Source organism: Luteimonas salinisoli (assembly GCF_013425525.1).
Taxonomy (GTDB): domain Bacteria; phylum Pseudomonadota; class Gammaproteobacteria; order Xanthomonadales; family Xanthomonadaceae; genus Luteimonas; species Luteimonas salinisoli.
In genome coordinates this window covers 111,463-137,880 of record NZ_JACCKA010000094.1, presented here as the reverse complement: position 1 = coordinate 137,880, position 26,418 = coordinate 111,463, and the positions used below count along the sequence as shown (strand labels likewise).

Here is a 26,418-nt window from a genome sequence, read left to right as displayed (position 1 = left end):
GCGGCTTCGCGCGCGCTCCGGGAATGTCGGTGCGCCAACCGGTAAAATGCGCGGTTCCGTCCGCGTCCGGGCGGCACCACCCCACGGAGCGTCCATGCGTACCCACTATTGCGGCCTCGTCGACGAGGCCCTGATCGGCCAGACCGTCACCCTCTGCGGCTGGGCCGACGTCGCCCGCGATCTGGGCGGGCTGTGCTTCATCGACCTGCGCGACCACGAGGGCATCGTCCAGGTGGTGGCCGAGCCGGAGGCAGCGACGGAAGGCAACGCGGAGGTGATCGCGGCCGCGGCCGCGGTGGGCTACGAGGATTGCCTGCGCGTCACCGGTGAGGTGCGCAGGCGCGAAGCGCCGAACGCGAAGATCCCGACCGGGCAGGTGGAAGTGGTCGCGCGCCGCATCGAGGTGTTGAACAAGGCCGAGCCGCTGCCGTTCCATTCCCACGAGAACGCCGGCGAGGACGTCCGCCTCAAGTACCGCTACCTCGACCTGCGCACGCCGGAAATGCAGCGGCGCATGCGGGTGCGCACGAAGCTGGTGCGGGCGCTGCGGCGCTGGCTGGACGAGGCCGGTTTCCAGGACATCGAGACCCCGATCCTGACCAAGGCCACGCCGGAGGGCGCGCGCGACTTCCTGGTGCCGGCACGGATGCACCCGGGCGAGTTCTACGCCCTGCCGCAGTCGCCGCAGCTGTTCAAGCAGATCCTGATGATGGCCGGCTTCGACCGCTACTACCAGATCGCGCGCTGCTTCCGCGACGAGGCGCTGCGTGCCGACCGCCAGCTCGAGTTCACACAGCTCGACATCGAGTGCGCCTGGGTCGGGGAGCGCGACGTGCAGGACGCCACCGAGGCGATGATCCGCGCGGTGTTCCGCGAGGTGGCGGACGTCGAGCTGGGCGCGTTCCCGCGCATGACCTACGCCGAGGCGATGCGCCGCTACGGCTCCGACAAGCCCGACCTGCGCATCCCGCTGGAGCTGGTCGACGTCGACGCCCTGGTGAAGGACTCCGAGTTCAAGGTCTTCACCGACTGGGCCGGCGTCGACGGCGGCCGCGTCTGCGCCCTGCGCGTTCCGGGCGGCGCGTCGCTCTCGCGCAAGCAGATCGACGAGTACGCCGCCCACGCCGCCAAGTACGGCGCCAAGGGACTGGCCTGGGCGAAGCTCGCGGAGAACGGCGATGTGTCCTCGCCGATCGCCAAGTTCTTCGCCGATGGCGCGTTCGCGGCGCTGCTGGCGCACGTCGGCGCGGGCGGCGGCGATCTCGTGTTCTTCGGCGCCGGCAACTACGCGACGGTGAGCGATTTCATGGGCGCGGTGCGGCTCAAGGCCGGGCGCGAGTTCGGCCTGGTGGCCGAGGGCTGGGCGCCGCTGTGGGTCACCGACTTCCCGATGTTCGAATGGGACGAGGAGGCCGGGCGCTACGTGGCCCTGCACCATCCGTTCACCGCGCCCGCGGTCGACGACGAGGCCGCGCTGCGCGCCAACGCCCGCAGCGCGGTTTCGCGCGGCTACGACATGGTGCTCAACGGCAACGAGATCGGCGGCGGCTCGATCCGCATCCACAGGTCGAGCATGCAGTCGGCGGTGTTCGAGCTGCTCGGCATCGGCGCCGACGAGGCGCAGGCCAAGTTCGGCTTCCTGCTCGACGCGCTGAAGTACGGCGCGCCGCCGCACGGCGGCATCGCCTTCGGCGTCGACCGGATCGCCGCGCTGATGGCCGGCACCGACTCGATCCGCGACGTCATCGCCTTCCCCAAGACCACCACCGCGCAGTGCCTGATGACCGGCGCACCGTCGACCGTTCCGGAGTCGCAGCTGGCCGAGGTGCACGTGCAGGTGCGGAGGAAGCAGTAGCCGCCGACGCCATGCGCCGACCGGCGATGTCTCCGGATGCCGTCGCCCGCAAGGCCTCGCCCCGCCTTCGGCCGCGAGTGGAGTCCCGGACGTGGGCTGTCCGGGTCCGCCGCGACGCGGCCCATGCGTCCGGATTCCTCCGGGAGGCAGTCGAGACCGCTGCCTACTCCACGGTGTAGGCGAAGCGGCCGTCGTCGCCGATGCCGGCGCGGATGCGGGCGATGCCGCCGCCGTCGCCCATCCGCGCCAGCACCTCGGCGGCGATCTCCGGCAGCAGGGTGCCGGTGAGGATGTGATCGATGTTGCGGGCGCCCGAATCGACCTCGGTACAGCGCGTCGCCACCGCGTCCACCAGCGCGTCGTCGTAGTCGAAGCGCGCACCGTGATTGGCCTGGATGCGCCTGGCGATCCTGCCGAGCTTCAGGCGCACGATCTTGCGCATGTCGGCGTCGCGCAGCGGATAGAACGGGATCACCGTGGTGCGGCCGAGGAAGGCGGGCTTGAACGCGCGGTTGAGCTCGGGCTTCAACAGTTCGTTGAGCTGCTCCACCGACGGCAGCGCGGCGCCGTCCCGGCAGGCGACCATGATCGAATCGGTGCCGACGTTCGAGGTCAGGATGATCACGGTATTGCGGAAGTCGATCTCGCGCCCCTCGCCGTCCTCCATGCGGCCCTTGTCGAAGACCTGGAAGAACAGTTCCAGCACGTCCGGGTGCGCCTTCTCCACTTCGTCCAGCAGCACCACCGAGTAGGGACGCCGCCGTACCGCCTCGGTCAGCACGCCGCCCTCGCCGTAGCCCACGTAGCCCGGCGGCGAGCCCTTCAGGCTGGAGACGGTGTGCGCCTCCTGGTACTCGCTCATGTTGATGGTGATCATGCTGCGCTCGCCGCCGTACAGCATCTCGGCCAGCGCGATCGCGGTCTCGGTCTTGCCGACGCCCGAGGTGCCGACCAGCAGGAACACGCCTTTCGGTTTGTCCGGATCCTCGAGATTGGCGCGCGAGGTGCGCACGCGCTGCGCGATCGCCTCGAGCGCATGGCCCTGGCCGATCACGCGCCGCTCGAGGTGTTCGCGCAAGTTGAGTACGGTCTGGATCTCGTCGGCGACCATGCGCCCGACGGGGATGCCGGTCCAGCCGGCGATGATCTGCGCCACCGCGGTGCCGTCGACGACCGGCAGCACCATGGGCGAGTCGCCCTGCAGGGTGCGAAGCTCGGCGCGCAGCGCATCGAGCGCGGCGATCGCGGCGGCGCGTCCTGGCGCGTCGGCGGCTTGCGCCTCGGCCGCGTCGAGTCCGGCGTGGATCTTCTCCACCAGCTCCTTCTCGCCCTGCCAGCGCGTGTCGAGCGCGGCCTGCCGCTGCTGCAGCGATTCTTCCTCGCCCGCGATCTCGGCCAGGCGGGCGGCGTGATCGCCGCCGCCGGCGGCCTCGCTTTCGAGCTGCGTGCGTTCGGCGGCGAGCTCCTCCAGGCGCCTGCGCGCGTCCTCGACCGCGGCCGGCGTCGAGCTCTGCCCGATCGCGATCCTGGCGCAGGCCGTGTCGAGCACGCTGACCGCCTTGTCCGGCAGCTGGCGGCCGGCGATGTAGCGCGAGGACAGCTTGACCGCGTCGCGCACCGCCTCGTCGAGGATGCGCACGCGATGGTGCGCGGCCATCGCCCGGGCGACGCCGCGCAGCATCGCCACCGCCCTGTCGTCCCCGGGTTCGTCCACCTTGACGACCTGGAAACGTCGGGTGAGCGCCGGGTCCTTCTCGAAGTACTTCTTGTATTCGCTCCAGGTGGTGGCGGCGATGGTGCGCATCTCGCCGCGCGCCAACGCCGGCTTGAGCAGGTTGGCGGCGTCGTTCTGCCCGGCCGCGCCTCCGGCGCCGATCAGGGTGTGCGCCTCGTCGATGAACATCACGATGGGCTTGGGGCTGGATTTCACCTCCTCCAGCACGCCCTTGAGGCGGTTCTCGAATTCTCCCTTGACGCTCGCGCCGGCCTGCAGCAGGCCCAGGTCGAGCGAGAGCAGCTCCACGCCCTGCAGCGGCGGCGGCACGTCGTCCGCGGCGATGCGCGCGGCCAGGCCCTCGACCACGGCGGTCTTGCCGACGCCGGCTTCGCCGGTGAGGATGGGATTGTTCTGCCGGCGGCGCGTCAGCACGTCGATCATCAGCCGGATCTCGCCGTCGCGGCCGAGCACCGGATCGAGTCGGCCCTCGCGCGCGCGTTGGGTGAGGTTCTGGCAATACTGATCGAGGTTCGGCGTGGCGCTGGGCCGGCCGTCGGGGGCGGACGACGCATCGCCGGGGGAGGGCGCGGCGGCGGTATCGCCGAGCGCGCGCGCATCGCGCGCCTCGACGGAGGCCGCGACGATGGCGTGGAAGTTCTGCAGCAGCGTTTCCAGGTTGATCGGCTCCAGCGTCGACGCGACGCTGCCCAGCAGGCGCCGCAGCTCGGCATCCGCCAGCAGCGCCACCAGCAGATGGCCGCTGCGCACCCTGGATTCGCCGAACTCGATCGACGCCCAGCCCCAGGCGCGCTCGAGCAGCAGGGGCACGTGCGCCGACAGCGCCGGCGTGCGCTGGTTGCCCGACTTCAGGCCGTCGAGCACCTGCGCCAGCGCGCGCTCGACGCGTTCCGGGGCGATCTCGAACTGGCGCAGGATGCGCTGCACGTCGCTGTTGTCGACCTCCAGCAGCTTCAGCAGCAGATGCTCGATCTCGACGTCGTAGTGGGTGCGCGACAGGCACAGGCCGGCTGCGCCCTCGATCGCACCGCGGCAGGTGGTGTCGAGACGTCCCACCAGGGATCGCAGGTTCAGTGCCATGACGGCTCTCCGTTGGGCAGACGACGTGCGCGGGCGGCTGGAGCCGCCCCTGCGGGGACGGGTGGTTTCCTCAGCGCCACGACTGGCCTCCCATGGCCGAAAAATGCAACTCGCACTCGTCGGCGGGCCGTGCGCTGCGGCGCCCGGACAGCCAGGTGTTCCAGCCCAGTCGCGGGCGGTCCCGGCCGCGGTCGCCGATCGCCAGCGGCGGCACGGCGTCCGCGCGCAGCGCCAGCTTGACGTGCAGGTCCAGCGCCAGCCCGGTGAGGAACCGGGTCAGCTCGACCACGTCCGGGAGCAGGGTGCGCCCGCCGTTCGATCCGGGGTCGCCGCGCGGCAGCAGGCCGCGGAAGCGGGCGCGGTCCAGCGGACCGATGCACAGTCGCAGGGTGGTCTGGCGGTCCCAGTAGCGCCCTCCGAGCAGGCAGCCGTCGCCCAGCCTTGCGCTGGCGCGCGCCAGCCGCGTGCGATCGGCCGCCGGCACGCGCTGCCAGGTGCCCAGGCAGCCATCGACCGCGACCGGCGCGCCGACCACGTCGCCGACCACCTGCGACAGCGCGCCGGCGCCGTGCGGACGCTGCGAGATCAGTCCGGCGTAATAGGCGAGCGCCGCGCCCGGGAGCGGCCGCTCGCTCCCGCGGCGCGCGGACGGCGGCCCGGGATCGCTCGGCGTTTCCGCCCCGCCCGGCCCCCGTGCCGGGTCCGCGGGCGCGGGGGTCGGCATGCCGGGCTGCCGACGGGAGGCGCCCGCGCTCGCCCGCAGCCGTGCCTGCAGCGCCGGAGTACCGAGCCCGACCAGATGGTGGATGTAGCGCAGCGGCGAGTTGGGAAAGCCGAACTCCTGGCCGATATCGGGCCGGTACTTGGCCCAGGCGCGCCAGAACAGCGTGATCAGCCGGTGGTTGAACAGGTCCAGGAAATCCTGCGCGGCGCGGTCGCGCCGCTGTCGCCGGGCGATCAGCCATTCGGTGTAGTGCCGCGGCAGTACGCCGGAGGGCCCGGTCAGGCCGAAGAAGCGCACGCTCATGCGCCAGCCGCCGTCGCTGTCGCCTTCGAGCGTGTCCAGTTCGGCGGGCGGGAAGTTCAGCGATGCCTGGGTGGCGAAACGCAGGGGCCCCGGCCGCGCGGCCGTTCCGCGCGCATCGAATCCGTGCGCGACATAGATCAGGCGGACCGCCTGGAAGAATCCGAACGCCTGCGGATCCGCGCGCAACCGCTCGATCGCGGCGGTCGGCGGCTCGCGGCCCGGCACGACGTGCGGCGCTGCGTGGACCTCGGTCGCGGCGCCTTCGCTCATGCTCATACCAGCGGCATCGCGCCGGCGCGCGGTGCGAAGCCGGCCAGCACGCCCTCCCGCTGCCGCGAGCGCACGCTCAGGCGGGTGTAGGAATTGGCGGTGCAGTACAGCCCGAAGAACACGTCGAGCACCCGCGCCAGCAGGTACACCCCGCCGCCGACGTACTGGTTTTCGTCGAACGTCAGCTCGACGTCGGTGCCGCGCACGAAGGCCTGCCGCGGCGCGCGGCCGACGCGCGTCACCGACGGACGGCCGCCGACCTCGACGATGCCGGCGATCTGCTTGCGCAGGCTGGCCGAATCGGCGTAGTTGTACAGGCTCAGGATCTCCAGTAGCGCTTCGCGGCCGCCGTCGACGATCGACAGGTGGTTCAACGCCAGGTGCGAGATCAGCCGCCACTGGTTGGCCATGCGCATCGGCGCGCGCCAGGTCGCGGTCGGCTTCTTGAGCAGCCGCGCCTGGGCGATCACCCCGCCGTGCTCGACCTGCAGCAGGCTCTCGTCGCCGCCGAAGGGCAGTTGCGAGGGCAGGTCGCGATTGGTGCAGGTGAGCGACAGCGAAAGGGTTTCCACCGCCGGCACCTTCGGGCCCATGTCGCGGTCGACCAGGGCGATCGACAGTTCGGTCCCCTCGTCGTTGCGCCGCACCGAAGGTTGCCGCTGCACGTACCAGTGGCAGCCGTCGCCTTCGTCGTGCAGGCCGTGACGGATGGAATAGAACGGCGCGAAGCCGGTCAGGTCGGCGCCTTCGGCGGTGCGGCTGAACTTGCGCACCGAATCCACCGAGTACACCTCCAGCGCCAGCGGGCGGCGCACGTCCGGGACCACCGGGTATTCGTGGCGCTCCTGGGTCAGGCGGATCGGCTCGGCCTGCTGCTTGAACAGGTTGACGATCGGCGTGCAGTTCAGGCGAAAGGTGTCGGCCGATACGGCCTGCTCCAGGCGCTGCAGCCGTTCCGGGCGGCCGAAATGCCGGATCTCGAACACGAGCTCGGCAGCCCTCGGAAAGCGCGAGAAGTCCAGGCCGTCGAGTTCGAAGAACAGGAACTTTTCCGGCAGCACGAAGTACTCCTGGATCAGCCGGTAGCCGAGGAAGGAGCGCGGGTCGTAGTCGAGCAGGCCCTCGTCCTCGCCGAAGCCGACCGCGCGCAGCGCGCCGGCCGGCAGCATGGCGGGCTCGGCCGCAGGCGCACCCTCGGGCGCGCGCAGCGAGATCGTGCTCGTGGAGTTGAGCAGGATCTCGTACAGCGCGTGCACCAGCGGGCTCTCGCCGTCCAGGTAGAAGCGCAGCCTGCGCACGTCCAGCTGCGACAGCGGTGCCTGGCCCTCCGCCTCCAGGCGGATCCGCAGCGTCGCCACGCTTCCGGCTCCGTGCAGCGCGAACGCCGAGCGCTCGGCCGGCTCCAGCCTCGCATCGGCTACGCGCAGCGGCCAGATTTCGACCGGGTAGGCGGTGCGATAGCGCACCGGTACGCCCTGCACCGGCCGGGTCAGCAGCATGGTCCCGCGCGGGATGCGCTGCGCCGCGCTCAGTTCGGCGCCGGCGCTCGGGCGCAGTTCGGCGATCGACATCGAGGGCACCGGCCGCAGGAAGTGCGGGTAGAGCACCGACAGCAGCGCCTCGGTGACCTGCGGGAACTCGTCGTCCAGCTTCTTGTGGATGCGGGCGGTGAGGAAGGCGAACGATTCGATCATCCGCTCGACATGCGGATCCTCGCAGACCTCGCCCTCGAGCATCAGTCGTGCGGCGATCTTGGGATAGCGCCCGGCGAACTCCCTGGACAGCCTGCGCAGGTAGGTCAGTTCGTTCTCGTAGTAGGGCAGCAGCTCGTCGAGCATGGCGGGTGCGCGCGATCTCCGCCGCAGGCGGACTGGACCCCCAGGCTAGGAGCGCCGTGCCTTGCGGGCCATTCGCCGAACGGGCTATGCCCTACGGATGCGCCGTGGCGGCGCCCGACGGGTCGCCTTGAGGCCGTTCACGGCCGTTCACGGCCGTTCGCCGTCGGCCGCGCTGCGCGCCAGCTGTCCTTTCGTGCGTTCGTGGCGGGCGCGCAGGCGCTCGATGCGGGCGCGCTTGGCCGCCGCATCGACCCAGCGCGCCGACTCCGCCTGTTGCCGCGCCAGCGCGTACTCGATTTCGGCGAACGGCAGCAGCGCCCGGTCGTCCGCGGCGACGAAGCCCGACAGTTCGTGGATCTTCAGCAGGTTGCGGCGCTGGCTTCCGGCCTGGGCTCCGCGGCCGTAGTCGAGCAGGAAGCGGCGGATGTCGGCCTTGACCTCGTCCGGAAGCTCGCGCGCGACGACCAGTGTCGCGTGCGGGATCGGATCGGAGCGCCACAGGACGTGGAGCTCGGCGAACTGACGCGGGAAGCGCACGGCGAAGCGCTCGAGGTCTGCGCTGTTGTTGCTGGCGACGTCGACTTCGCCGTTGGCGACCGCGAGTGCGTTGTTCTGGTGGTTGTCGATGTGCACGGCCTTGAAGTGCAGGTCGGAGTTGACCCCGCGGCGTGCGAACAGCTGCGCCTCCGGCACCAGGTAGCCGGACACCGACAGGGTCTCGCCGCGCGCATAGGTCCAGCGCCCAGGATTGGCGAAGACGTCGTGCGGGGTGCGGACCGGACCGCCGCGCCGCGAGACCAGCACCGCGCGGTATCCAGGCGAGCCGTCGGTGCGTTCGAGCTGGACGGCGACCTGCATGTCGTTCTTGAGCACGGCATCCAGCGCCAGCTTTCCGGACAGGAAGGCGACATCGACGCGGCGATCGGCCACCGCGCGATACATGCCCTCGTAGGTGCTGACCGAGACGCCCTCCACCGGGCGCTCCAGGGCCTTGGCCAGGTCGTCGAGCAGGGGTTGCCAATCCTGCCGCGATTCGGCCGGGCCGCCGGTAGGCAGGATGCCGAACCGCAGCGGCGGCGCGGCGTCGGTGTCCGCCGCGCGCGCCGGCACGAAGCAGCTGCCGCACAGCAGCACCAGCAGCGACGCCAGCGTGCGCGCCGCGCGGGGGAGGGCGTGAATGGGGGACTGCAGGGGCATCGCGATCGAGGGGAAGAGACGCGCGGGGTTCGGTTATAGCACCGAGCGTGCGCCCCGGGTCACCTCGGGCTCGCCGATCTGCGACGCAGGGGCGTGGGCCCGCACTCGCGGCGGCTCCCGCGGCAGGCGAGGGCAGGTGCCTGGGCATTCCCGAGTCCCGTAGCGCCGAGCGCGCCCGGCCGATCTTCCGGCTTCGCCCTCTTGCGGGCAGGACCAGCCGGGCCGGGCTCGACTCCACGGGATCGCGGGCAGCCGCAGCAGAAGATCCCGGAAAGGCCGCCGTGGCGGAAGATCCCGCAGACGCTCAGGATTCGACCAGGCGTCGGGAAGCGACGACGGCCTCGACGCGGTTGCGCACGTTCAGCGCGCGGAAGATCGCGGCCAGGTGGATCTTGACCGTGCCCTCGCTGATTCCGAGGTCGCGTGCGATCAGCTTGTTCGGCTTGCCTTGCGACAGCAGGCGCATGACGTCGATCTGGCGCTCGGTGAGAATCTGGCGCAGACCGTCCAGCGAAGGTTCCGGGGCCGCGGCGCGGAGGCTCGCCGACGGCGGCGGCGTCCAGCCTTGCGCCTGCACCCCCGCCAGCAGCATCGGCGGCACGTAGACGCCGCCCGACAGCACCAGCCGCACCGCCGAGAGCATGACGTCGGGGGAGTACGCCTTGGGGATGAAGCCCTGTACGCCGAGATCCAGCAGGGTGCGGATCAGCCCGGTGTCCTCCGATCCCGAGAGGACGATCACCGGCACGTTCGGGGCGGCGCGGCGGATCTCGGAGATGTGGTCGTGGCCGCGGGCGCCGGGCATGGCGATGTCGATGATCGCCAGGTCCGGCGCGCCGTCGGGCTGGCTGACGAGGGCGTCGAGCTCGCCGATGTCCATGGCCACGACGAACTCGACGTCCGGTCCCAGCTCGGACAGCTTGGTCTTGACGCCCTCGACGATCAGGCGGTGATCGTCGGCGATCAGGACTTTCATGTGGAACCTCTCGGCGAAGCGCATGGCGACGATAGTCCGCGTGCGTCGCCCGGGCAATAGCGCATGCTGCACGAACGGTCTAGCTCCAACGTGGTATGGCCGCCGCCGCGACGCTCGCGAAAGATGCGGTGTCCCTGGCTTTCCCGGTCGCGATGATGCCGCTGTTGTCCTGGTCACGATCCGCGCTGCTCGTGTGCGCCTGCGGCGTGGGCGCGCTCGCGCCCGTCGCGCCGGCGGCGGCGTTGCCGGCCGTGTGGACGGTCGGACAGCCGGAGACCGTGCCGCCGGTGCCGCAGTCCGCACCGGTCGTGCCCGCCGCCGAAGCGGCGCCCGCGACTGCCGACCCCCAGACGGGCGAGACGGCGGACCCGGGGACGGGAATCGCCGTGCCGGACCAGGACCGGACCGGGATGGATGCGTCGCCGCGCGGAATCCTGTTCCGTGTCGTTGCGCCCGTGGCGGAGGAGGCGACCGTGGCCGTCGGAGCCGACGTGCCGCACTCCCTCTCCGCGCCCGCGCCCAGCTATCTGTTCGGCACCATTCATTTCGGCAGCGACGAGGAGTTGGGCGTGTCCCAGGAGTCGCTCGCCGCATCCCTGTCGCCGGCGACCACGCTGGTCAACGAGACGGACCCGATGCCGCTGCCGGGTACGCTGCTCGATCGCTATCGCTGGCTGCCGCCGGAGCAGCCGCTTTCGACCTTGATCAGCGCCGACGGCTTCACGATGGCCCGCTCGCTGTTGCCGGAGGTCCCCGCCCCGGTATTGGAACGCATGAAGCCGTGGATGGTGCTGGCGCTGCTGGAGGCGCGCGGCGAACGGACGGGCGAGCACACCCTGGACTTGCGCCTGCAGCGCCTGGCCGAAGCGCGCGGCCTGCGGGTGGTGCACCTGGAAACGCCCGAGGACCAGTTGCGCGCGCTCGACTGCGTGCCCGTGGAGGCGCAGGCGCTGGTGCTGGACGAGCGATTGAAGGCGCCGTGGATCGTCCGCGAGATGTCCGAGCGTGCGCTGGGCCACTACCGCGAGCGGAATCTGGGCGCCTGGCTCGCCGACCTCGACCGGATGGTCGGCCTGGGCGAGCAGGGCAAGGCGATCGAGACGCGCGCGCGCCGATGCCTGATCGAGGAGCGCAACGCGCGCTGGCTGCCCGCGCTGCTGCCGCTGCTCGACGGTGGCGGCTGCTACCTCGCCGTCGGTGCGCTCCATCTCGTCGGCGAGCATGGACTGCTGGCTGCGCTGGTGCGCGCCGGCTATCGGGTGGAGGCCCAGGAACTATGACCGGCACGAAGCGGACATCGCGGCGTTGGCCACGATCCCTCCCACGCTTGCGAGCACGGGGAGCCGGTGCCGGGCGGGAAGCGGCCCGGTCCGCAGCGATCCCGGCCGGAGGTCGAGATGATCGGTGACAGGCAGGTCTTCTGGGGCCAGGGCGCCTTTCTCAGCCCCCAGCACCTGCAGGCGCAGGACGCCTGGCACCAGGCGCTGCGGCAGGGCGTGCAGCGCCGCGTCACGCCCTTTCCCTGGGGCTTCGAGGTGCTGCAGCTGCGCGAGGATGCGCTCGGCAGCGGCATGGTCGATATCGAGAAGCTGGTGCTGTTCACCCGCGACGGCGAGCGCCTGTGCGGCGGCTCGGATCTGCCCGCAGGCAACACCCGGGTGCAGCAGCGCGCGCTGCAGGACCTGGCGCCGCGCGACAACGCGCCGATCGCGTTGTGGCTGGTGCTCAATCGCGAGCGCACCGTGCACGGCCTCGGCGCCTCGGGCCGGTTGAGCGAGCGGCACCTGCTGGCCAGCGACAGCCTGGAGGACCCGTTCGATCCGCAGGCCCCGGCGGCCGATGTCGATTTCCTGCTGTACCAGCCGATGATCGTCACCTCGCTGGACGAGAACGCGGAGGCGCTGGTGCGTTCGTGCGAGGCCTACAAGTTCGCCGAGATCGTGCCGGCCGGTCCGGGCAAGTTCAAGTCGTCCGGCGACTACGTCCCACCGCTGCTGGCGCTGCAGGCCTCGCCCAACCTGGCGCGCTGGACGCGCGGCCTGCGCGATCTGCTGGTCTCCCGCGGGCAGGACTTCGCCGCGACCAAGCGCCAGCGCGGCATCCGCGCAGCGTCCACCAGCGCGCAGGAGGCGATGCGCGTGGTGATGATGCAGACGTTCGCGCGCCACATCCCCGTCGTGCAAGAACACGTGCGCATGGGCACCGTGCCCGCCTATGCGCTGTACCAGCAGCTGCGTGCGCTGGTCGCCGAATTCTCGGTGTTCTCCGAGGACATCGGCTACTTCGGCGGCCTCGCTTCGGATCCGAGCGGCACCGAGCTGCCCGACTACGACCACGACGACCTGCGCCGCTGCTTCCGCGTCGCCTTCGATCGCGCCGAGGTGCTGATCAAGGCGCTGACCGTCGGCGCCGAGGTCGGCGTCGCACTGGCCTACGACGGCCGCTTCTACAAGGCGGACCTGCCGGCCAGCCTCTTCGAATCGGACAAGACCCGCTTCTACCTCGCCTTCGAATCGGAGCTGCGCGGCCAGGACCTGTTCGCCCGCCTGTCGCGCACCGGCAAGATCGCCTCGCAGGACGAGATGCCGCGGTTGCTGTCGGCTGCGCTGTTCGGACTGAAGATCGACCTGCTGCCGGTGCCGCCCGAGGAGCTGCCGCAGAAGACGCCGAACACGACCTACTTCCTGGTCGACACCGCGCATCCGTTCTGGCAGATGATCAAGAACGCGCGCAACATCTCGGTGTTCTGCGACCTGCCGCCGGATGCCACGGTGATCAAGCTGTATCCGGTCGGCGCTGGGGAGTAGGCGGGCGGGCATGACACGGCTCCTGCACCACTTCTCGCCGGTCTTCTCGTTCGGCCTGGCTCTGGACGAGAAGGTCTCGGAGAACGCGGCCGGCGAGCCGCCGGAAAGCGTGCTGACGACCGCGCGCGATCTGATCGATCGCGCCAAGGCCGCCGCGCAGGCCGACGGCAAGCGCGCCGAACACGTGGAGGATGCGGCCTTCGCGGTGGTGGCGTGGATCGACGAGATCATGGCGCGCAACCCCGCCTATCTGACCGGCAACGCCATACCGTTGCAGGTCGCGCTGTACAACACCAACAACGCCGGCAACGAGTTCTTCTCGCATCTGTCGGCGCTGAAGGCCGAACACGACGAGGTGCGCGAGGTCTACTACCACGCGCTGCTGTTCGGGTTCGTCGGCCAGTACTACTACGAGACCGGCGACGGCGGCGAGCTGGGCAAGCTCAAGGAGCTGCACGCGCGGCAGCTGCCGGTCGCGCCGGCGCCGATCCACACCCTGCGCGAGGAGCGCGTCACCCCGCAGCCCTATGCCGGCGAGGCGCCCGCCGGTCCGCGCTATCCCAAGCAGTGGGACCGGCTGCTGCTGAAGGCCGGGGTCACCGCCGCGCTGCTGATCCCCCTGGCCTACCTCGCCTATCTGCTCGTCGCCGCGCCGGCGGAAACCGGGCCGAGCGTGCAGGCGCTGGTGGACAGGCAGCTGGCCGGATTTCCCTGCTCGGACCTGGTCGCCACGGTCGGCGAAAAGGGGGCGACCCGGGTCGAGGGTTTCGTCTCGCGGGCGGACGACATCGCCGCGGTCCGGCAGCAGGTGTCGGCAGTCGATGGCGTTGCCTCGCCGCAGTTCGACGTGCAGCTGCGCATCTGGCCGCACTGCGAGGTGGTGCAGATGCTCAAGCCGTTCCGCGCGCGCAACCAGGATCTGCGCTACGGGCTGTCGGTGGCCCCGACCAGCGGCCACTCCGACCGCTTCCTCGAGAACGAGCGGGTGATCGTCCAGCTGACGCAGGCGGCCTACGAAGGTTACCTGTACGTGGACTACTACACGGTCGGCGGCGATGTCGCGCATATCTATCCCAACCCGCACGAACCCGGCAGCGGGCGCCTGATCCGCGCCGGCGAGGGGTTCAGCGTCGGCGCCACCGACCAGCGCTTCTGGACCGTGGGGCCGCCTTTCGGACAGGAGCTGATCACCGTGATCGCCTCGCCCACGCCGCTGTTCCAGGGCGATCCCCCGGACGAGGTCGAATCGGCCAAGGACTACCTGCCGCGGCTCAGGCAGCTGATCGAGGCCAATCGCGACAACCCGCAGCTGGCCGCCGAGTTCCTGTTCATGCAGACGGAGCCGGCGCCATGAGACTGCCGAACCCGCTCCATCCGCTGCGGATGCTGTTCTCGTGGCTGGGCAGCCTGTTGTCGCAGGCACGCGGCCTGTACCGGCCGGTACAGGAGGGCGCGAAGAAGCCATGGCTGCGGCGCATCGTGGTCGGGTTGCTGGCGCTGGCGCTGCTGGTCGCGCTGGTGCTCGCCGCGGTCGTCATCGTGCCGTCGCTGCCGGCGCGGTTCTGGCAGCTGCTGGGCCTGTGCGCGGTGGCGCTGGCGGTGCTGTGGTGGTTCATCGCCGGGCAGCGCCGCTTCACCCTGCAGGGCCGCACCCGCAAACGCATCGGCGACCTCGGTCCGGGCAACCCGGAGGACGAGCGCGAGCCGCTGGCGCGCATGGCGCAGGCGATCGCCGAGGCCAAGCGCACCATCGTGCGCTCGCCGGAGATGGAGAAGGGCCGCGATCCGCTGTACCGGGTGCCGTGGATGCTGTTCCTGGGCGACGCCGAGGCGGACGTGGAGGGGGTGCTGCGCGCGGGCGCCGAAGTGTCGCCGTTTCCGCCGCCGAGCGGGGACGGCACCGAAGTCTGGCGCTGGTGGTTCTTCAAGTCGCTGATCGCCGTGCAGATGCATCCGCGGGTGGTCTGCGACGCCGCGGCGCGGCTGGAGCGCGGCCTGTGGTACCAGGCGCTGATGCAGCTCGCCGCCGAGCGCGAGAAGCTGCCGCTCAACGGGATCGTGCTGACGGTCTCGGTGCAGACCCTGCTCGGCCCGGCCGACGCCCTGAAGACCACAGCCACGCGGCTGCGGCGCCTGGTCGACGAGGCGATGGAACACCTCCAGGTGCGGATGCCGGTCTATATCGCGGTGGCCGGCCTGGAGCGGCTGCGCGGCTACCAGACCGTGCGGGCCACGCTGCCGGCCGAAGCGTTCGCCCAGGCGCTCGGCCACCGGCTGCCCGAGAACGAGGCGGTCAGCTCGGCCACCAGCGGACGCCTCGACCCGATCCTGGCGCCCATTCTCGACCGCCTGCACGCCCTGCGGATGACGGCGCTGCGCGCGCAGTCGACGGCGAAGACGCGCCGCGACGTGTTCGAATTCGTCGAAGCGCTGCGCGGCTGCGCCTCGGGCCTGTCGCTGTTCGTCACGCTGTTGCTGGAGGACAATACCTTCCAGCGCACGCCGCCCTGGCGCGGGCTGTACTTCGCGGGCGGCGCCGACGCGGCCCATCCCGGCGGCGCCTTCGTCGCCGACCTGTTCATCCGCTTCCTGCCGGCCGACCAGCCGCTGGCGGCGCCGAGCCTGCGCGGCAGCGCCGGGCGGCTGGCGGTGGCGGGCCTGGGGGTCGCGGCGCTGCTGGGCTTCAGCGGCTATCTCGCCTACGGATTGTCGGCGGCGCGTCAGGACGATACCCAGCTGCTGGCCAGCACGCGCAGCGCCTGCAGCGACGTCGAAGGGCGCCTGGGCAGCGCCCGCATCGAGTGGGTGGCGAGCTGCGGACGCACCATCGAACAGCTGGAATCGGCCGCCGCCGGTACCCTGCTCGGGTTCGGCATTCGCCGCGCGGACCGCGACATCGTGGCGCTGAAGCAGCGCGTCACCGAGGACTTCTCCAACCTCATCCTGGCGCCCTACGACCAGATGCTGGCCGAGGACATGGATCGCGGCCGGGCCGGTCTCGAGCACGCGCTGGCGATCGCCCAGCGGCTGCGACTGCTCGACGCCTGCCGCGGCGCCAGCGAATCCTGCCTGGAGGAGGAGTTGCCGAACAATGTCGCATTCGATGCGCGCTCGCGGCTGTTCTCGCCGTTCGTCGCGCCGGACAACGACACCCGTCGCGACCGCGACAACGCCGCCGCCCTGTTCGGCGCCTATCTGGGCTATCTGCGCTGGCAAAAAAAAAAGGTCCTGAACGGCGAGCGCGAGCGGCTGCAGGCGCAGCTGCGGCGGCTCATGGAAGCACAGACGTTGGACACCGCGCAGGTGCGCGCCTGGGCCGACGCGCGCGAGGCGGGGCTGTCGCTGGGCGACTTCTGGCTGCCGGACGATCGGGTGGTCGGCGTGGAGGCCGACAGCCTGCCCACGGTCTCGCGTGCGTTCACCTACGACACCTGGAGCGGGGTGATCGCGCCGTTTCTCGAGACCGCCCGCGACGAGGCGGACGTCCAGGACGAGCGCGTGGAAGACTTCCGCGACGCCTATTTCCGCGAGTACTTCGACGAATGGGCCCGCCTGCAGGCGCGCTTCGGCGAGGGCGTCGCGCTGTGGCGGGGGCACGAGGCGGAACTGGTGGCGCGCGCGGCCGGTGCCGACAACCCCTATGCGGTGTACTTTCGCGCCGCCGGAGAGCATTTGTACGCGCTGCCGCTCGAGCGCCCGCTCGGCCTGCGCTGGCGCGAGACCTGGATGCGGATGAAGTCGGGCTGGCTGTCGTCGTGGCGCCCGCTCGGCCGCTTCGTCGGAGACAGCTTCAGGTTCGGCGGCGTTTCGATCGCGCCGCCGGTGTGGCTGACCGCGCTGCGCGACACCGAGATCGGCGTGCTGGCGCCGCAGGCGCCGCTGTTCGCGCGCGGATACCTGCGCCTGCAGGCCGACGGCGGGGCCCAGGAAACGTATCGCATCGCCGCGGACCTGTACGCCAGCCGCGGCGTCCCCGACAGGCCGCCCGCCAGCGAATACGCCGAACTTCTCGCGGCGGTGGACAAGCCCTCCGAGGCCTACGCCGAGGACTTCGGCGCCGAGGATCTCGCCGCCTGGTCGGTCGCGCAGGGACCGGCGCGCCTGCTGCTGCAGCTGACGGTGCGTCGCGCCGGCGAGTACGTGCAGCAGCGCTGGCGCGAGACGGTGGTCGAGCCGCTGGCGGCGTTGCCGCCGGAGCAGCAGGCATCGACGCTGCAGGGCCCGCAGGGCAGGCTCGAAGCCTTCGTCGACGACTGGCTGAAGCCCTTCATCACCGACGCCGAGCGCGCGCCGGTCGCCGTGGGCGGCGTCGCGATGCCGTTGTCCGCCGACTACCGCGCGCTGCTTGCCGGCGGCCGCGCCGCGCCCGCCAGCGACGCGCCGTTTCCGGCCGGCGTCTTCACTCTGGAGGCGCCCTCGCATCTGGGCACGCTGCTGGAGGGTCCGCAGGGCACCACGTTCGAGGTGATCTGTGCCGGAGAGAGTTTCAGCATCACCAGCAAGGGCGAGTCGCTGGCCGATGCGCAGGCCCAGGTGCGCTGGTCCCCCAGCGCCTGCGCCGAGGCCCGGATCCGCATCGGCCTGCCGCCTGCCGCCGCCGACCGGCTTGTGGGGCAGGTGGATGCGGAACCGGAACCGGATCCGGAAGCGCCGGCGCCGGAGGACGCTGCGGCGGCAGGCCGGGCACCGGTCGTCGCGGACGCAGCGGCAGCGAGCGAAGCCGGTTTCCGACTGACCCTGCTGTATCGCGGCGCCGACGGCTTCGCGCGCCTGTTCGAGGAGTTCGCGCCCGGCGCGCACGTGTTCAGCATCAGCGACTTCCGCGACTCCTACAGCCCCTCGCAGTGGGAGCAGCTGCATCCGCGCCTGCAGGCGGCCGGCTTCCGGCAGGCCCGGGTGCACCTGCGCATCGAGCCCAGCGAGGAGATGCAACGCTTCCTGGCGTCGCGGGGTGCCGCGCCGCTGGCGCTGCCGGAAACCATTCTCGATTGATCCACCGCGGTCGGACCGCATCGATCCGATCCGACCCACCGGAGTCACGCCATGGCCATCGACGTCAACGCACTGCTCGCCCCGATCAGCGACGATTCCCCGTGCGGGGAGGATGCGAGCTTCTCGGACCTGTTCGACCGCATTCGGGAGGCGCGGCGCGCCGACGACGCCATGCTCTCGCAAGGCGAGTGGCAAACCGAACTCAAGGTCGCCGACTGGCGGCTCGCCCTGGAGCTGTCGACCCAGGTGCTGACGGGCGTCAGCAAGGACCTGCAGGCCGCAGGCTGGTTGGCCGAGGCGCTGGTCGCCCGCCATGGCCTGGACGGCGCACGCGACGGGTTCGCGGTGGTCGCCGGCCTGATCGAGCGGTACTGGGACGGTCTGCATCCCAACGCCGAAGGCGAGGACCTGGAGGAGCGTGCGGGCAGGCTGGCCTGGCTCAACGGCAACGTCGCCGGCGCGCTGCGCGGGATGCCGCTCAACACCGATAGCGCCGCGCCCGTCACCCTGATCGACTGGCAGACCTCGCGCGAGGTCGACAACCTGGCGCGGCAGAATGCGGAGGCCTACCAGGCCGCGCTGGACGAAGGCAAGATGACCGGCGAAGCCTTCGATGCCTGCCTGCAGGCGGTCGCCGACGACGAGCTGCGCGGGCGCGTGGTCGCGGCGGCGGCGGCGCAGACCGCGTTCGTGCACCTGAAGGCCGTGGCGGACGCGCGGTTCGGACGGGCGTCGCCGAGCCTGGCGGAGATCGAGGAGACGCTCAAGCGGATCCAGCAAGTGCTGCAGCGCGCAGCCAAGTCCAGGGGCCTGCTGGATCCCGCGATGGCCGACGGGGAGCCCGAAGCCGCGGAGACGGGCGCCGGCGAGGCGGCTGCCAGCGGCGGCGTGGCGGCGCTCGAGCTGGGCGGCGGCGGCAAGGCGTCGAAGCAGGCGGCGCTGCGCGCGCTCCGCGAGATCGCCGACTACTTCAGGCGCACCGAGCCGCACAGCCCTGTGGCGTCGCTGCTGGAGCAGGCGGTGTACTGGGCGGACATGCCGCTCGAGGACTTCCTCGCCGAAGTCGTGCGCGACGAAAGCGTGCTGGCGGCGATCCGGGCGCGCGTCGGGCTGGCCAGGTAGCGCGAGCGGGGAACGGACGAAGAGGAGTGGGGAGCGGGAGGTTGGCGGCCGGCGGCGCCGGTCGAACGGCATATGCCTTCGATTGGCCGTCCGGCGGATTTCCGCGCCGGCGCCGCTTTCCTAGACTTACGCGTACGCCGATCGCCGTCCCGTGCGCCGCGATCGTCCTCATCACGATCCACCGCATCCAAAGCGAGAAGACGTCATGGCCAGGAAGGAAAGCACCCAGCACAAGCTCGACCGCGTCCGCGCCCCGCGCGTGCAGCTCACCTACGACGTCGAGGTGGGAGACGCCATCGAGAAGAAGGAGTTGCCCTTCGTCGCCGGCGTGCTCGGCGACTTCACCGGCAAGAGCGACGAGCCGCTGCCGAAGCTGAAGGAGCGCAAGTTCGTCAACATCGACAAGGACAACTTCGACGACGTGCTCAAGGGCATGAAGCCGCGGGTGGCCGGGCAGGTGGACAACAGGCTCGCCAACGACGGTTCCAAGCTCGCCGTCGACATCACCTTCGGCAGCTTGGCCGACTTCGAGCCGGAACGGGTGGTCAACCAGGTCGAGCCGCTGCGCAAGCTGCTCGAAGCCCGCCAGAAGCTCGCCGACCTGCGCAACAAGGCCGCCGGCAACGACAAGTTCGAGGACCTGCTCAACGAAGTCCTGCAGAACACCGACAAGATCACCCAGCTCAGCAAGGAAGTCGGCCCGAAGCCGGAATAGTCCGTGGCGGTCCGCCCTGGGCCGCCGACCCGTCCGCGAAGCAAGCGAGTCCATCATGGCCAATACCGAGACCCAGGCGGCGCCTGCCGCCGCTGCCGACGCCGCCGAGGGCGGACTGCTCGAGCAGATCCTCTCCCAAACCAAGATCGCCAAGACGGATTCGGAGCGCACGCGCGCCCGCGACCTGATCGCCGAACTGGTGAACCAGGTCACCGAGGGCGCCATGATCGTGTCCAAGGATGCGATCACCGCGCTGGACGCGCGTATCGCGGAGCTCGACCGGCTGCTGTCCGACCAGCTCTCCGCGATCATGCACCTGCCGGACTTCCAGCGCATGGAAGGCAGCTGGCGCGGCCTGAAGTACATGGTGGACAACAGCGAAACCAGCACCACGCTCAAGATCAAGGTATTCAACTGCACCAAGAAGGAGCTGGTCCGGGACTTCAAGAACGCCTCCGACTTCGACCAGTCGACGCTGTTCAAGAAGGTCTACGAGGAAGAGTACGGTACCTTCGGCGGTGCGCCGTTCGCTACGCTGATCGGCGACTACGAGTTCGGCCGTCACCCGGAGGACATGTACCTGGTCGAGGAGATCTCGCACGTCGCCGCCGCGGCGCACGCGCCGTTTCTCTCCGCCGCATCGCCGGAGCTGCTGGGCTTCGAGAGCTTCACCGAGCTGTCCGGCCCGCGCGACCTGGCCAAGATCTTCGATACCGTCGAGTACGCCAAGTGGAAGAGCTTCCGCGCCTCGGAGGACTCGCGCTACGTGGGCCTGACGATGCCGCACGTGCTCGGGCGCCTGCCCTACGGGCCGGAAACCGCGCCGGTGGAGGCGTTCAACTACACCGAGACGGTCACCGGAAAGGAGCACGAGCGCTACTTGTGGATGAACGCCGCCTATGCGCTCGGCAGCAAGATCACCGACGCCTTCGCGAAGTACGGCTGGACCGCCGCGATCCGCGGGGTGGAGGGCGGCGGGCTGGTCGAAGGGCTGCCGACGCATACCTTCGGCACCGACGACGGCGAGGTCGCGCTCAAGTGCCCGACCGAGATCGCCATCACCGACCGCCGCGAGAAGGAGCTGGCCGATCTCGGGCTGGTCCCGCTGGTGCACTGCAAGAACACCGACTATGCGGCGTTCTTCTCCACCCAGTCGGTGCAGAGGCCGAAGGAGTACAACACCGACGCCGCCAACGCGAACGCGAGGTTGTCGGCGCAGCTGCAGTACATCTTCGCCGTGAGCCGCGTCGCGCACTACCTCAAGGCGATGATGCGCGACAAGCTCGGCAGCTTCGCCTCCAGGTCCGGCGTGGAGCTGTTCCTCGGCAACTGGATTTCCCAGTACGTGCTGCTCGACGACAACGCCTCCCAGGAGGCCAAGGCGCAGCGTCCGCTGCGCGAAGCGCGCATCGAGGTGGCCGAGATACCGGGCAAGCCGGGCGCATACAAGTCCGTTGCGTTCCTGCGTCCCCACTATCAGCTGGACGAGCTGAGCGTTTCCCTGCGGCTGGTCGCCGAGCTGCCCAAGTCGGCGCGTTGAGTCGCCCATGCGAATCCCTCGCAGAAGCCCGCGCGTCGCCGCACGGGCCATGAAATCCTAAGGAGACACGACCGTGGCATCCGATTACTTGCTGGAAATCGACGGAATCAAGGGCGAATCCCTCGACGAGAAGTTCAAGGACAGCGTCGAGATCGACAGCTGGGGCTTCACCACGACCAACATGGGCGGCACCGGCCGTGGCGGCGGAGGCGGCACCGGCAAGGCGGAGGTCTCGGACCTGCAGTTCAACAAGCAGGCCGACAAGTCCACGCCGCTGCTGATGAAGGCTTCGTTCGCCGGCGACCACATCAAGAAGGCGGTGCTCCACTGCCGCAAGGCCGGCGGCAAGGGCGGCCAGGTCGAGTACATGACCATCACCATTGAGGATTTCATGGTGAGCAGCTATCAGACCGGCGGCGGCGGTGGCGCCAGCTCGATCCCGATGGACTCGTTCACGCTGAACTTCACCAGGATCAAGTACGAGTACAAGCCGCAGAAGGAGGATGGCGGCCTGGAGGGTGCGATCTCCGCGGCCTACGACCGTGCGCTCAACAAGGCGAGCTGACGCGGCTCCGCTACGGGTGAACTCGCCACAGGGCCGGTGCGCGCCTGCCCTCGGGTCGGACGGAGGATCGATGCATGCTTCTGGCGCCTGCAACCGCCCTGAATCGCGTCCTGGTCTGGGAAGACTTCAAGCGCCGGAAGATGGCCGCTCCTTCCGCGGGACAGATCGCGATAGCCGCCCAGACCGCCGTCGGCTGGACGGTGGCACCGGCCGACCTGAAAGTCAGGGCGGTCAAGGGCAGCAAGCCGGTGGTGTACAAGCTGGTCCAGGAGCCGACTACGACCGTGCGGCTCGATGGACAGAAGATGTGGGTGGCGAGCTTCGTCTTCGACGACTGGCCGGAGTCGAAGCGCGAGGCGTTGCTCGATCACGAACAGATCCACTACCTGATCGGCGCACTGTCCGCACGGGACTACGCCAGGGATTTCGCCGCGATCGCAGCCAACGCGTACGACTCGTCCGAGGACGGCATCGAGGACATCAAGCAGGCGATGGAGCGCAACAGCCAGGCCAGGGCCCAGGCGCTGCAGGACGCCTACGACGACCAGACCAAGCACGATCCCACCGGGTTCAAGGCCGAACAGGCCAAGTGGAAGACCGCGGTCGTCGGCGCGCGCACCACCGGCCTGCGGCTGCGCGACAGTCTCAGGGCGGCCAGCCTGATCCCATGAGCGGCCGCGGCACTACGGAGAAGACGGATGGCGCTGAAATCCACGACCCTGGCCGGATCGGCCCGGCTCGAGCAGGCCGCGGCGGGCGGCCCGTCGGTGAAGAAGGGGCCGCCGCACGACGTCGCGGACGCGGTCGGGCGCATCCAGCGCGCCCTTGTCCAGTTGGGCTACCCGATGCCGAAGTCCTTCCCCGGGTACCCTGCGGGCGAGCCCGATGGCATTTTCGGGGCGGAGACCCATGCGACGGTGCTCGCCTTCCAGAAGCAGGCGTTCGCGAAGGAATACAGCCAGTGGGACGGACGCGTCGGGAGGAACACGCTGGCGCGAATGGACGAACGGCTGTCGAGCGCCGGCCCGGAGGAGCGAACCATCAGGCAGCCGATGGCGGTGACGACGACGTCGCGCTGCGCAACGCTGACGGTTCCGGGGGGCGGGCTGCCGGGGCTTCGCCGCGGTCGCTCCTGATGGAGCCGTGACATGCGGGGCCTGATCGATCGCCTGACCGACGAGCCGATTCCGGAGGATGCCGGTCGGTCGATCTCGATCAGCGAACTGCGCCAGTTCGTCTCCCGCGACCTGGAAAGCCTGCTCAATACCCGGTCCGAGGGCGCGCGCACCATCCCGGAGGCGTTCGAGGAGTGCCGCAAGTCCTCGCTCACCTACGGGATCCTGGATTTTTCCTCCTTCAGCCTGCTCAGCCCGCACGATCGCGACCGCACCCGGCGCTCGCTGGAACAAACCATCGCGTTGCACGAATCCAGGCTGTCGAGGGTGCGGGTGACGCTGGAGCCGCCGCGGCAGCTGGAGCGTGCGCTGTGCTTCCGGGTCGATGCCATGATGGAACTGGGGCCGGATCGCGAGAAGGTGCAGTTCGACGCGGTTCTGCAGCTCAGCACGCAGGTGTACCAGGTCAGTTGACCGTCGGCGTTCCGTCGTCCGTCCTCTGGCTGGCCAGCACCGCGGCGATCATCGCCTCCCGTAGCCGCTCCGGCGCAACCGGCTTGTGCAGCACCGGAACGCGCGCCTCGTTCGCTTCATGCAGGCGTTCGCCCTTGGTCTCGCCGGTGATCAGCAGGCGCGCGAACGGCGGGGATGCCCCCTCGGGCACGCCGTAGTGCGCTTCCAGCCTGCGCAGCGCCTCCAGGCCGGTGCGACCGCGGGCGAGCTTCAGGTCCGACAGCACGATGTCCGGCGGGCCCCAGCCGCGCACTGCGGCCAGCGCCTGTTCGGCGTCCTCGGCCGCGCGCATGTCGCAGTCCCAGCTGTGCATCAACACGCGCATGCCCTCCAGGATCGTCGGCTCGTCGTCGATCACCAGCACGCGCAATCCGCTCGCGTCCAGCGGCGCATCGCGCTGCGCGTCGGCCGCGCGCGTGTGCGCCTCCGCGTGCGCGCGCGGGACGGTTACGCCGAACATGCTGCCGAGCTGCAGTCGCGAGTGCAGTTCCAGCTCGCTGCCGAGCAGGTGGGCGAGGCGGTGCGCCGTCGCCAGGCCGAGCCCCATGCCGTGTTCCCGGGGCCCGCGCTCCGATCGCGCGGATTCGACCTGGAAGAATTCCTCGAACACGCGCGCCTGGTGCTCGGGCGCGATGCCCGGGCCGGTGTCCCAGACTTCGATGCGGACGTGCCCGGTGCCGGCGGCGCGTACCCCGACCAGCACGCCGCCCCGTTCGGTGTAGCGCAAAGCGTTGCTCACCAGGTTGTTGACGATGCGCGCCAGCATGGTGCGGTCGGTGTGCACCCAGGCATCGGTCTTGCGCAGCACCAGGCGCAGTTCGCGCTTCTCGGCGATCATGCGGAACGTGCGGTTCACGTCTTCGAGCAGCGGATCCAGCGGGAAGTCGCTCGGCGAGGGCTGCATCGTGCCGCTTTCCAGGCGCGAGAGGTCCAGCAGCTCCGAGAACAGGCCGTCGAGCGTGGCCACGCATTCCTGGATGTGGCTGGCGCGGGCGAGGCGCCCCGGATCGGTCTCGCCGGCCTTCAGTGCCGAAGAGAACAGCGTCAACGCGTAGAGCGGCTGGCGCAGATCGTGGCTGGCCGCCGCGAGGAAGCGTGCGCGCGCGTGGCTGGCCGCCTCCAGCTTGGCGTTCTTGCGCGCCAGTTCGTCGGTGGCGGCGGCGATGCGCGCCTCCAGTTCGTCCCACGCTTCGGTCAGCGCCACCGAGGCGGCGTTGAAGCCCCGTTGCAGATGGCCGATCTCGCCGCCGCGGGTCACCGGCACGCTGACCCCGCGCGCGCCGCGGCCCAGGCGGTCCACGGCATCGGCCAGCGCCAGCACCGGCGCGCTCACGCGCCTGGCGGCGCGCCAGCCGGCCACGCCTGCCGCGGTCAGGCACGCGACCAGAAGCAGCGCGGTGGCCCGCGTCTGCCGGCGCCGGATGTCGTCCATGCGGCCGAGCCCGAACCGGATCCGCACCCGTCCGGGCGACGCCGCTCCCGGCGTTGCCGCCGCCACCGGGCTCGTGACTTCGACGAAGCGCGGCTGCGACCGTTCGGCGGGGCCGGACGCCTCGGCCAGGATCTCGCCGTCGCGGGACAGGAATTGCACGCGGACCAGGTCCTCGTTGTCCGCGAGCGGCTCGGCGATCTGCGCCAGAGCCGCGCGATCGTCGTTCGTCATGGCGGCGGCGGCCGCGGCGGCGAGGTTGCCGGCCGCCGCGTCTGCGGCGGCCGAGACGACGTGCTCGATCTCGCGATGATGGTTGTGGTTCAGCAGCACCGCCAGCAGCACCGCGATCAGGGAGGCCGGCAGGATCGCAAGCAGGCTCAGCCTGGCGACGAGCGACAGTTCGCGCGCACGCCGCGGCGCCGGAGCAGGCTGGACGTCGATGCTCATGGGGTGGAGCGCTTCCCGGCCGCAATTGAAGGCATTCTAGACGCGGATGAACGCGGACGAGGCGCTTGAAGCCCGTGCCTCCGGGTTGAACGGCCAGTCGGTCTTCGGCAGGTCATGCGGCGACTGGACCGCCCCCCCTGTTCGAACGCGCAGCGCTGCGGTTCCGCTCGGCGGCGGACGGTGCGCAGGTCGGGATGTCCTGTCGGGATGTCCTCTTGCGATGCCATCGTCCGTTCCAGGTGGAAGGGGGGTCCTCTTCGAGTGGCCGGCCGGGCAATGGAATGAAATTCGCGAGAACCCCAGCATGATGCGAGACCTGCTTGGATATGCCATCGGGCGAGTGCGGCGCGCATTCGACCACGGCCCGGCTGCCGGTGCGGCCCTGGCGCCGCCGCCGAACCCATGCGACGGCGCGGACGGCGGACGAGCGAACCGGATCCGCCTGTCCCAGCCGGTCCGGCAGAGCAGCCAGGCGACCATGAATGCGGTCTCGTCGGGTGAACGGCTGCGGGCGCGCCTGTTCGCCGACGTCGACGATGCCTATGCCGTGCTCGACGGTTGCCGCACGCCGGATCTGCCGCGGCGGCTGCGCCTGGCCGGCGCCGAGTACTGGTGCCTGCTGTCGGAAGGCCTCGATCCGGTGCTGACCGAATGCGCGCCCTACCTCGTGCACGTGCACCGCGACGCTGCGCAGGCCGCCGAGGTGCTGCGAACCTGCTGGGACCGGCACGGCGGCATTGCGCTGTGCCCGCCGTCCGGCGGCGACGGACGGGCGCTGCGCGAGCATCTGCGTGCCTGGTTGCGCATCCCCGGTCCCGGCGGGGCCAGCCGGTCGTTCCGCTTCTACGACCCGTGCGTGCTCCTGGCGATGCTGCCGGCAATGGTCCCGGAACGGCGCAACGCCTTCCTGGCTCCGTTGGGAAGGCTGTACGTCGAAGGCTCCGCACCCGGCAGCCTGGTGGAATTCCGCCGTGGCGGGTGCGCGCAGGGGCGCCTGCTTCGCGCGCCGGCATCCGGCGCTTCGAAAGCGAGCGCACGCGCATCCGACGTGGCGCAGGCGGCAAACCTGGCCTGACGGCATGGTCCGACGCAGCCGGCGGGGGCGTCCCGGGGCGGGGCGCGCCTCCCCGGATGCCGCCTAGGCGCCTTCCCCGGCGCTACGCCGAAAGCCCTATCTCGTCTCGCGGATAGG

At 70.6% G+C, this 26,418-nt stretch carries 19 protein-coding genes; 13 read left to right on the top strand and 6 right to left on the bottom strand.

All coding sequences use genetic code 11. The annotated features are described in order from the left end of the window. The first annotated feature begins 94 nt into the window (after positions 1–94). On the top strand, positions 95–1,855 hold the full coding sequence (gene aspS, locus H0E84_RS19725) for an aspartate--tRNA ligase (protein ID WP_180680367.1): 1,761 nt from the start codon (positions 95–97) through the stop codon (positions 1,853–1,855). Between the two features lie 163 nt (positions 1,856–2,018). Here aspS and tssH read toward each other — a convergent pair whose 3' ends face one another. The 5 genes from tssH to H0E84_RS19700 form a co-directional block, all read right to left on the bottom strand. Further along, entirely contained in the window at positions 2,019–4,670 is a 2,652-nt protein-coding gene (gene tssH / locus H0E84_RS19720; RefSeq protein ID WP_219339850.1) for a type VI secretion system ATPase TssH, read from the bottom strand. A 70-nt stretch (positions 4,671–4,740) separates the two neighbouring features. Next, positions 4,741–5,967: a type VI secretion system baseplate subunit TssG gene (tssG, locus tag H0E84_RS19715; protein WP_180680366.1), complete on the bottom strand. Its 1,227-nt coding sequence runs from the start codon at positions 5,965–5,967 to the stop codon at positions 4,741–4,743. A 2-nt stretch (positions 5,968–5,969) separates the two neighbouring features. Continuing rightward, on the bottom strand, positions 5,970–7,805 hold the full coding sequence (gene tssF, locus H0E84_RS19710) for a type VI secretion system baseplate subunit TssF (RefSeq protein ID WP_180680365.1): 1,836 nt from the start codon (positions 7,803–7,805) through the stop codon (positions 5,970–5,972). A 147-nt stretch (positions 7,806–7,952) separates the two neighbouring features. Beyond that, positions 7,953–9,002, bottom strand: coding sequence for a phosphate/phosphite/phosphonate ABC transporter substrate-binding protein (phnD, locus tag H0E84_RS19705; RefSeq protein WP_180680364.1), 1,050 nt, complete (start codon positions 9,000–9,002; stop codon positions 7,953–7,955). A 304-nt stretch (positions 9,003–9,306) separates the two neighbouring features. Next, entirely contained in the window at positions 9,307–9,978 is a 672-nt protein-coding gene (locus H0E84_RS19700) for a response regulator (protein ID WP_180680363.1), read from the bottom strand. Between the two features lie 95 nt (positions 9,979–10,073). Between H0E84_RS19700 and H0E84_RS19695 the strand changes: the two genes are divergently transcribed. The 11 genes from H0E84_RS19695 (at position 10,074) to tssE (ending at position 23,308) form a co-directional block, all read left to right on the top strand. Beyond that, a complete protein-coding gene (locus tag H0E84_RS19695; RefSeq protein ID WP_180680362.1) occupies positions 10,074–11,258 on the top strand; it encodes a TraB/GumN family protein in 1,185 nt (394 codons plus the stop codon). Positions 11,259–11,375: 117 nt separating this feature from the next. Beyond that, complete coding sequence (gene tssK, locus H0E84_RS19690) at positions 11,376–12,785, top strand: type VI secretion system baseplate subunit TssK (protein WP_180680361.1); 1,410 nt, start codon at positions 11,376–11,378, stop codon at positions 12,783–12,785. 10 nt (positions 12,786–12,795) lie between these two features. Continuing rightward, positions 12,796–14,139, top strand: coding sequence for a DotU family type IV/VI secretion system protein (locus H0E84_RS19685; RefSeq protein WP_180680360.1), 1,344 nt, complete (start codon positions 12,796–12,798; stop codon positions 14,137–14,139). Next, positions 14,136–17,777, top strand: a complete 3,642-nt coding sequence (locus H0E84_RS19680) for a type VI secretion protein IcmF/TssM N-terminal domain-containing protein (protein ID WP_180680359.1) — start codon at positions 14,136–14,138, stop codon at positions 17,775–17,777. Before H0E84_RS19685 ends, H0E84_RS19680 begins: the two co-directional genes overlap by 4 nt. A 51-nt stretch (positions 17,778–17,828) precedes the next feature. After that, a complete protein-coding gene (tssA, locus tag H0E84_RS19675; RefSeq protein WP_180680358.1) occupies positions 17,829–18,899 on the top strand; it encodes a type VI secretion system protein TssA in 1,071 nt (356 codons plus the stop codon). A gap of 205 nt (positions 18,900–19,104) precedes the next feature. Further along, the gene (gene tssB, locus H0E84_RS19670) at positions 19,105–19,614 is read left to right on the top strand and encodes a type VI secretion system contractile sheath small subunit (protein WP_180680357.1); all 510 of its coding nucleotides are present in this window, start codon (positions 19,105–19,107) and stop codon (positions 19,612–19,614) included. Positions 19,615–19,669: 55 nt separating this feature from the next. Beyond that, the gene (gene tssC / locus H0E84_RS19665; RefSeq protein ID WP_180680356.1) at positions 19,670–21,154 is read left to right on the top strand and encodes a type VI secretion system contractile sheath large subunit; all 1,485 of its coding nucleotides are present in this window, start codon (positions 19,670–19,672) and stop codon (positions 21,152–21,154) included. Positions 21,155–21,227: 73 nt separating this feature from the next. After that, positions 21,228–21,719 carry a type VI secretion system tube protein Hcp gene (locus H0E84_RS19660; RefSeq protein WP_180680355.1) on the top strand — a complete coding sequence of 164 codons (492 nt, stop codon included), beginning with the start codon at positions 21,228–21,230 and terminating at the stop codon, positions 21,717–21,719. Positions 21,720–21,793: 74 nt separating this feature from the next. Next, positions 21,794–22,390: a hypothetical protein gene (locus tag H0E84_RS19655; RefSeq protein WP_180680354.1), complete on the top strand. Its 597-nt coding sequence runs from the start codon at positions 21,794–21,796 to the stop codon at positions 22,388–22,390. A 27-nt stretch (positions 22,391–22,417) separates the two neighbouring features. Further along, complete coding sequence (locus H0E84_RS19650) at positions 22,418–22,855, top strand: peptidoglycan-binding domain-containing protein (protein ID WP_180680353.1); 438 nt, start codon at positions 22,418–22,420, stop codon at positions 22,853–22,855. Positions 22,856–22,867: 12 nt separating this feature from the next. Next, entirely contained in the window at positions 22,868–23,308 is a 441-nt protein-coding gene (gene tssE, locus H0E84_RS19645) for a type VI secretion system baseplate subunit TssE (protein ID WP_180680352.1), read from the top strand. On the opposite strand, the gene H0E84_RS19640 is transcribed toward tssE, so the two are convergent. Further along, complete coding sequence (locus tag H0E84_RS19640; RefSeq protein WP_180680351.1) at positions 23,301–25,226, bottom strand: ATP-binding response regulator; 1,926 nt, start codon at positions 25,224–25,226, stop codon at positions 23,301–23,303. The genes tssE and H0E84_RS19640 overlap by 8 nt on opposite strands. A 46-nt stretch (positions 25,227–25,272) precedes the next feature. On the opposite strand from H0E84_RS19640, the gene H0E84_RS19635 reads away from it, so the two are divergent. After that, positions 25,273–26,301 (top strand): DUF4123 domain-containing protein, encoded by a 1,029-nt coding sequence (locus tag H0E84_RS19635; protein ID WP_180680350.1) that lies wholly within the window; start codon positions 25,273–25,275, stop codon positions 26,299–26,301. Positions 26,302–26,418: the final 117 nt, after the last annotated feature.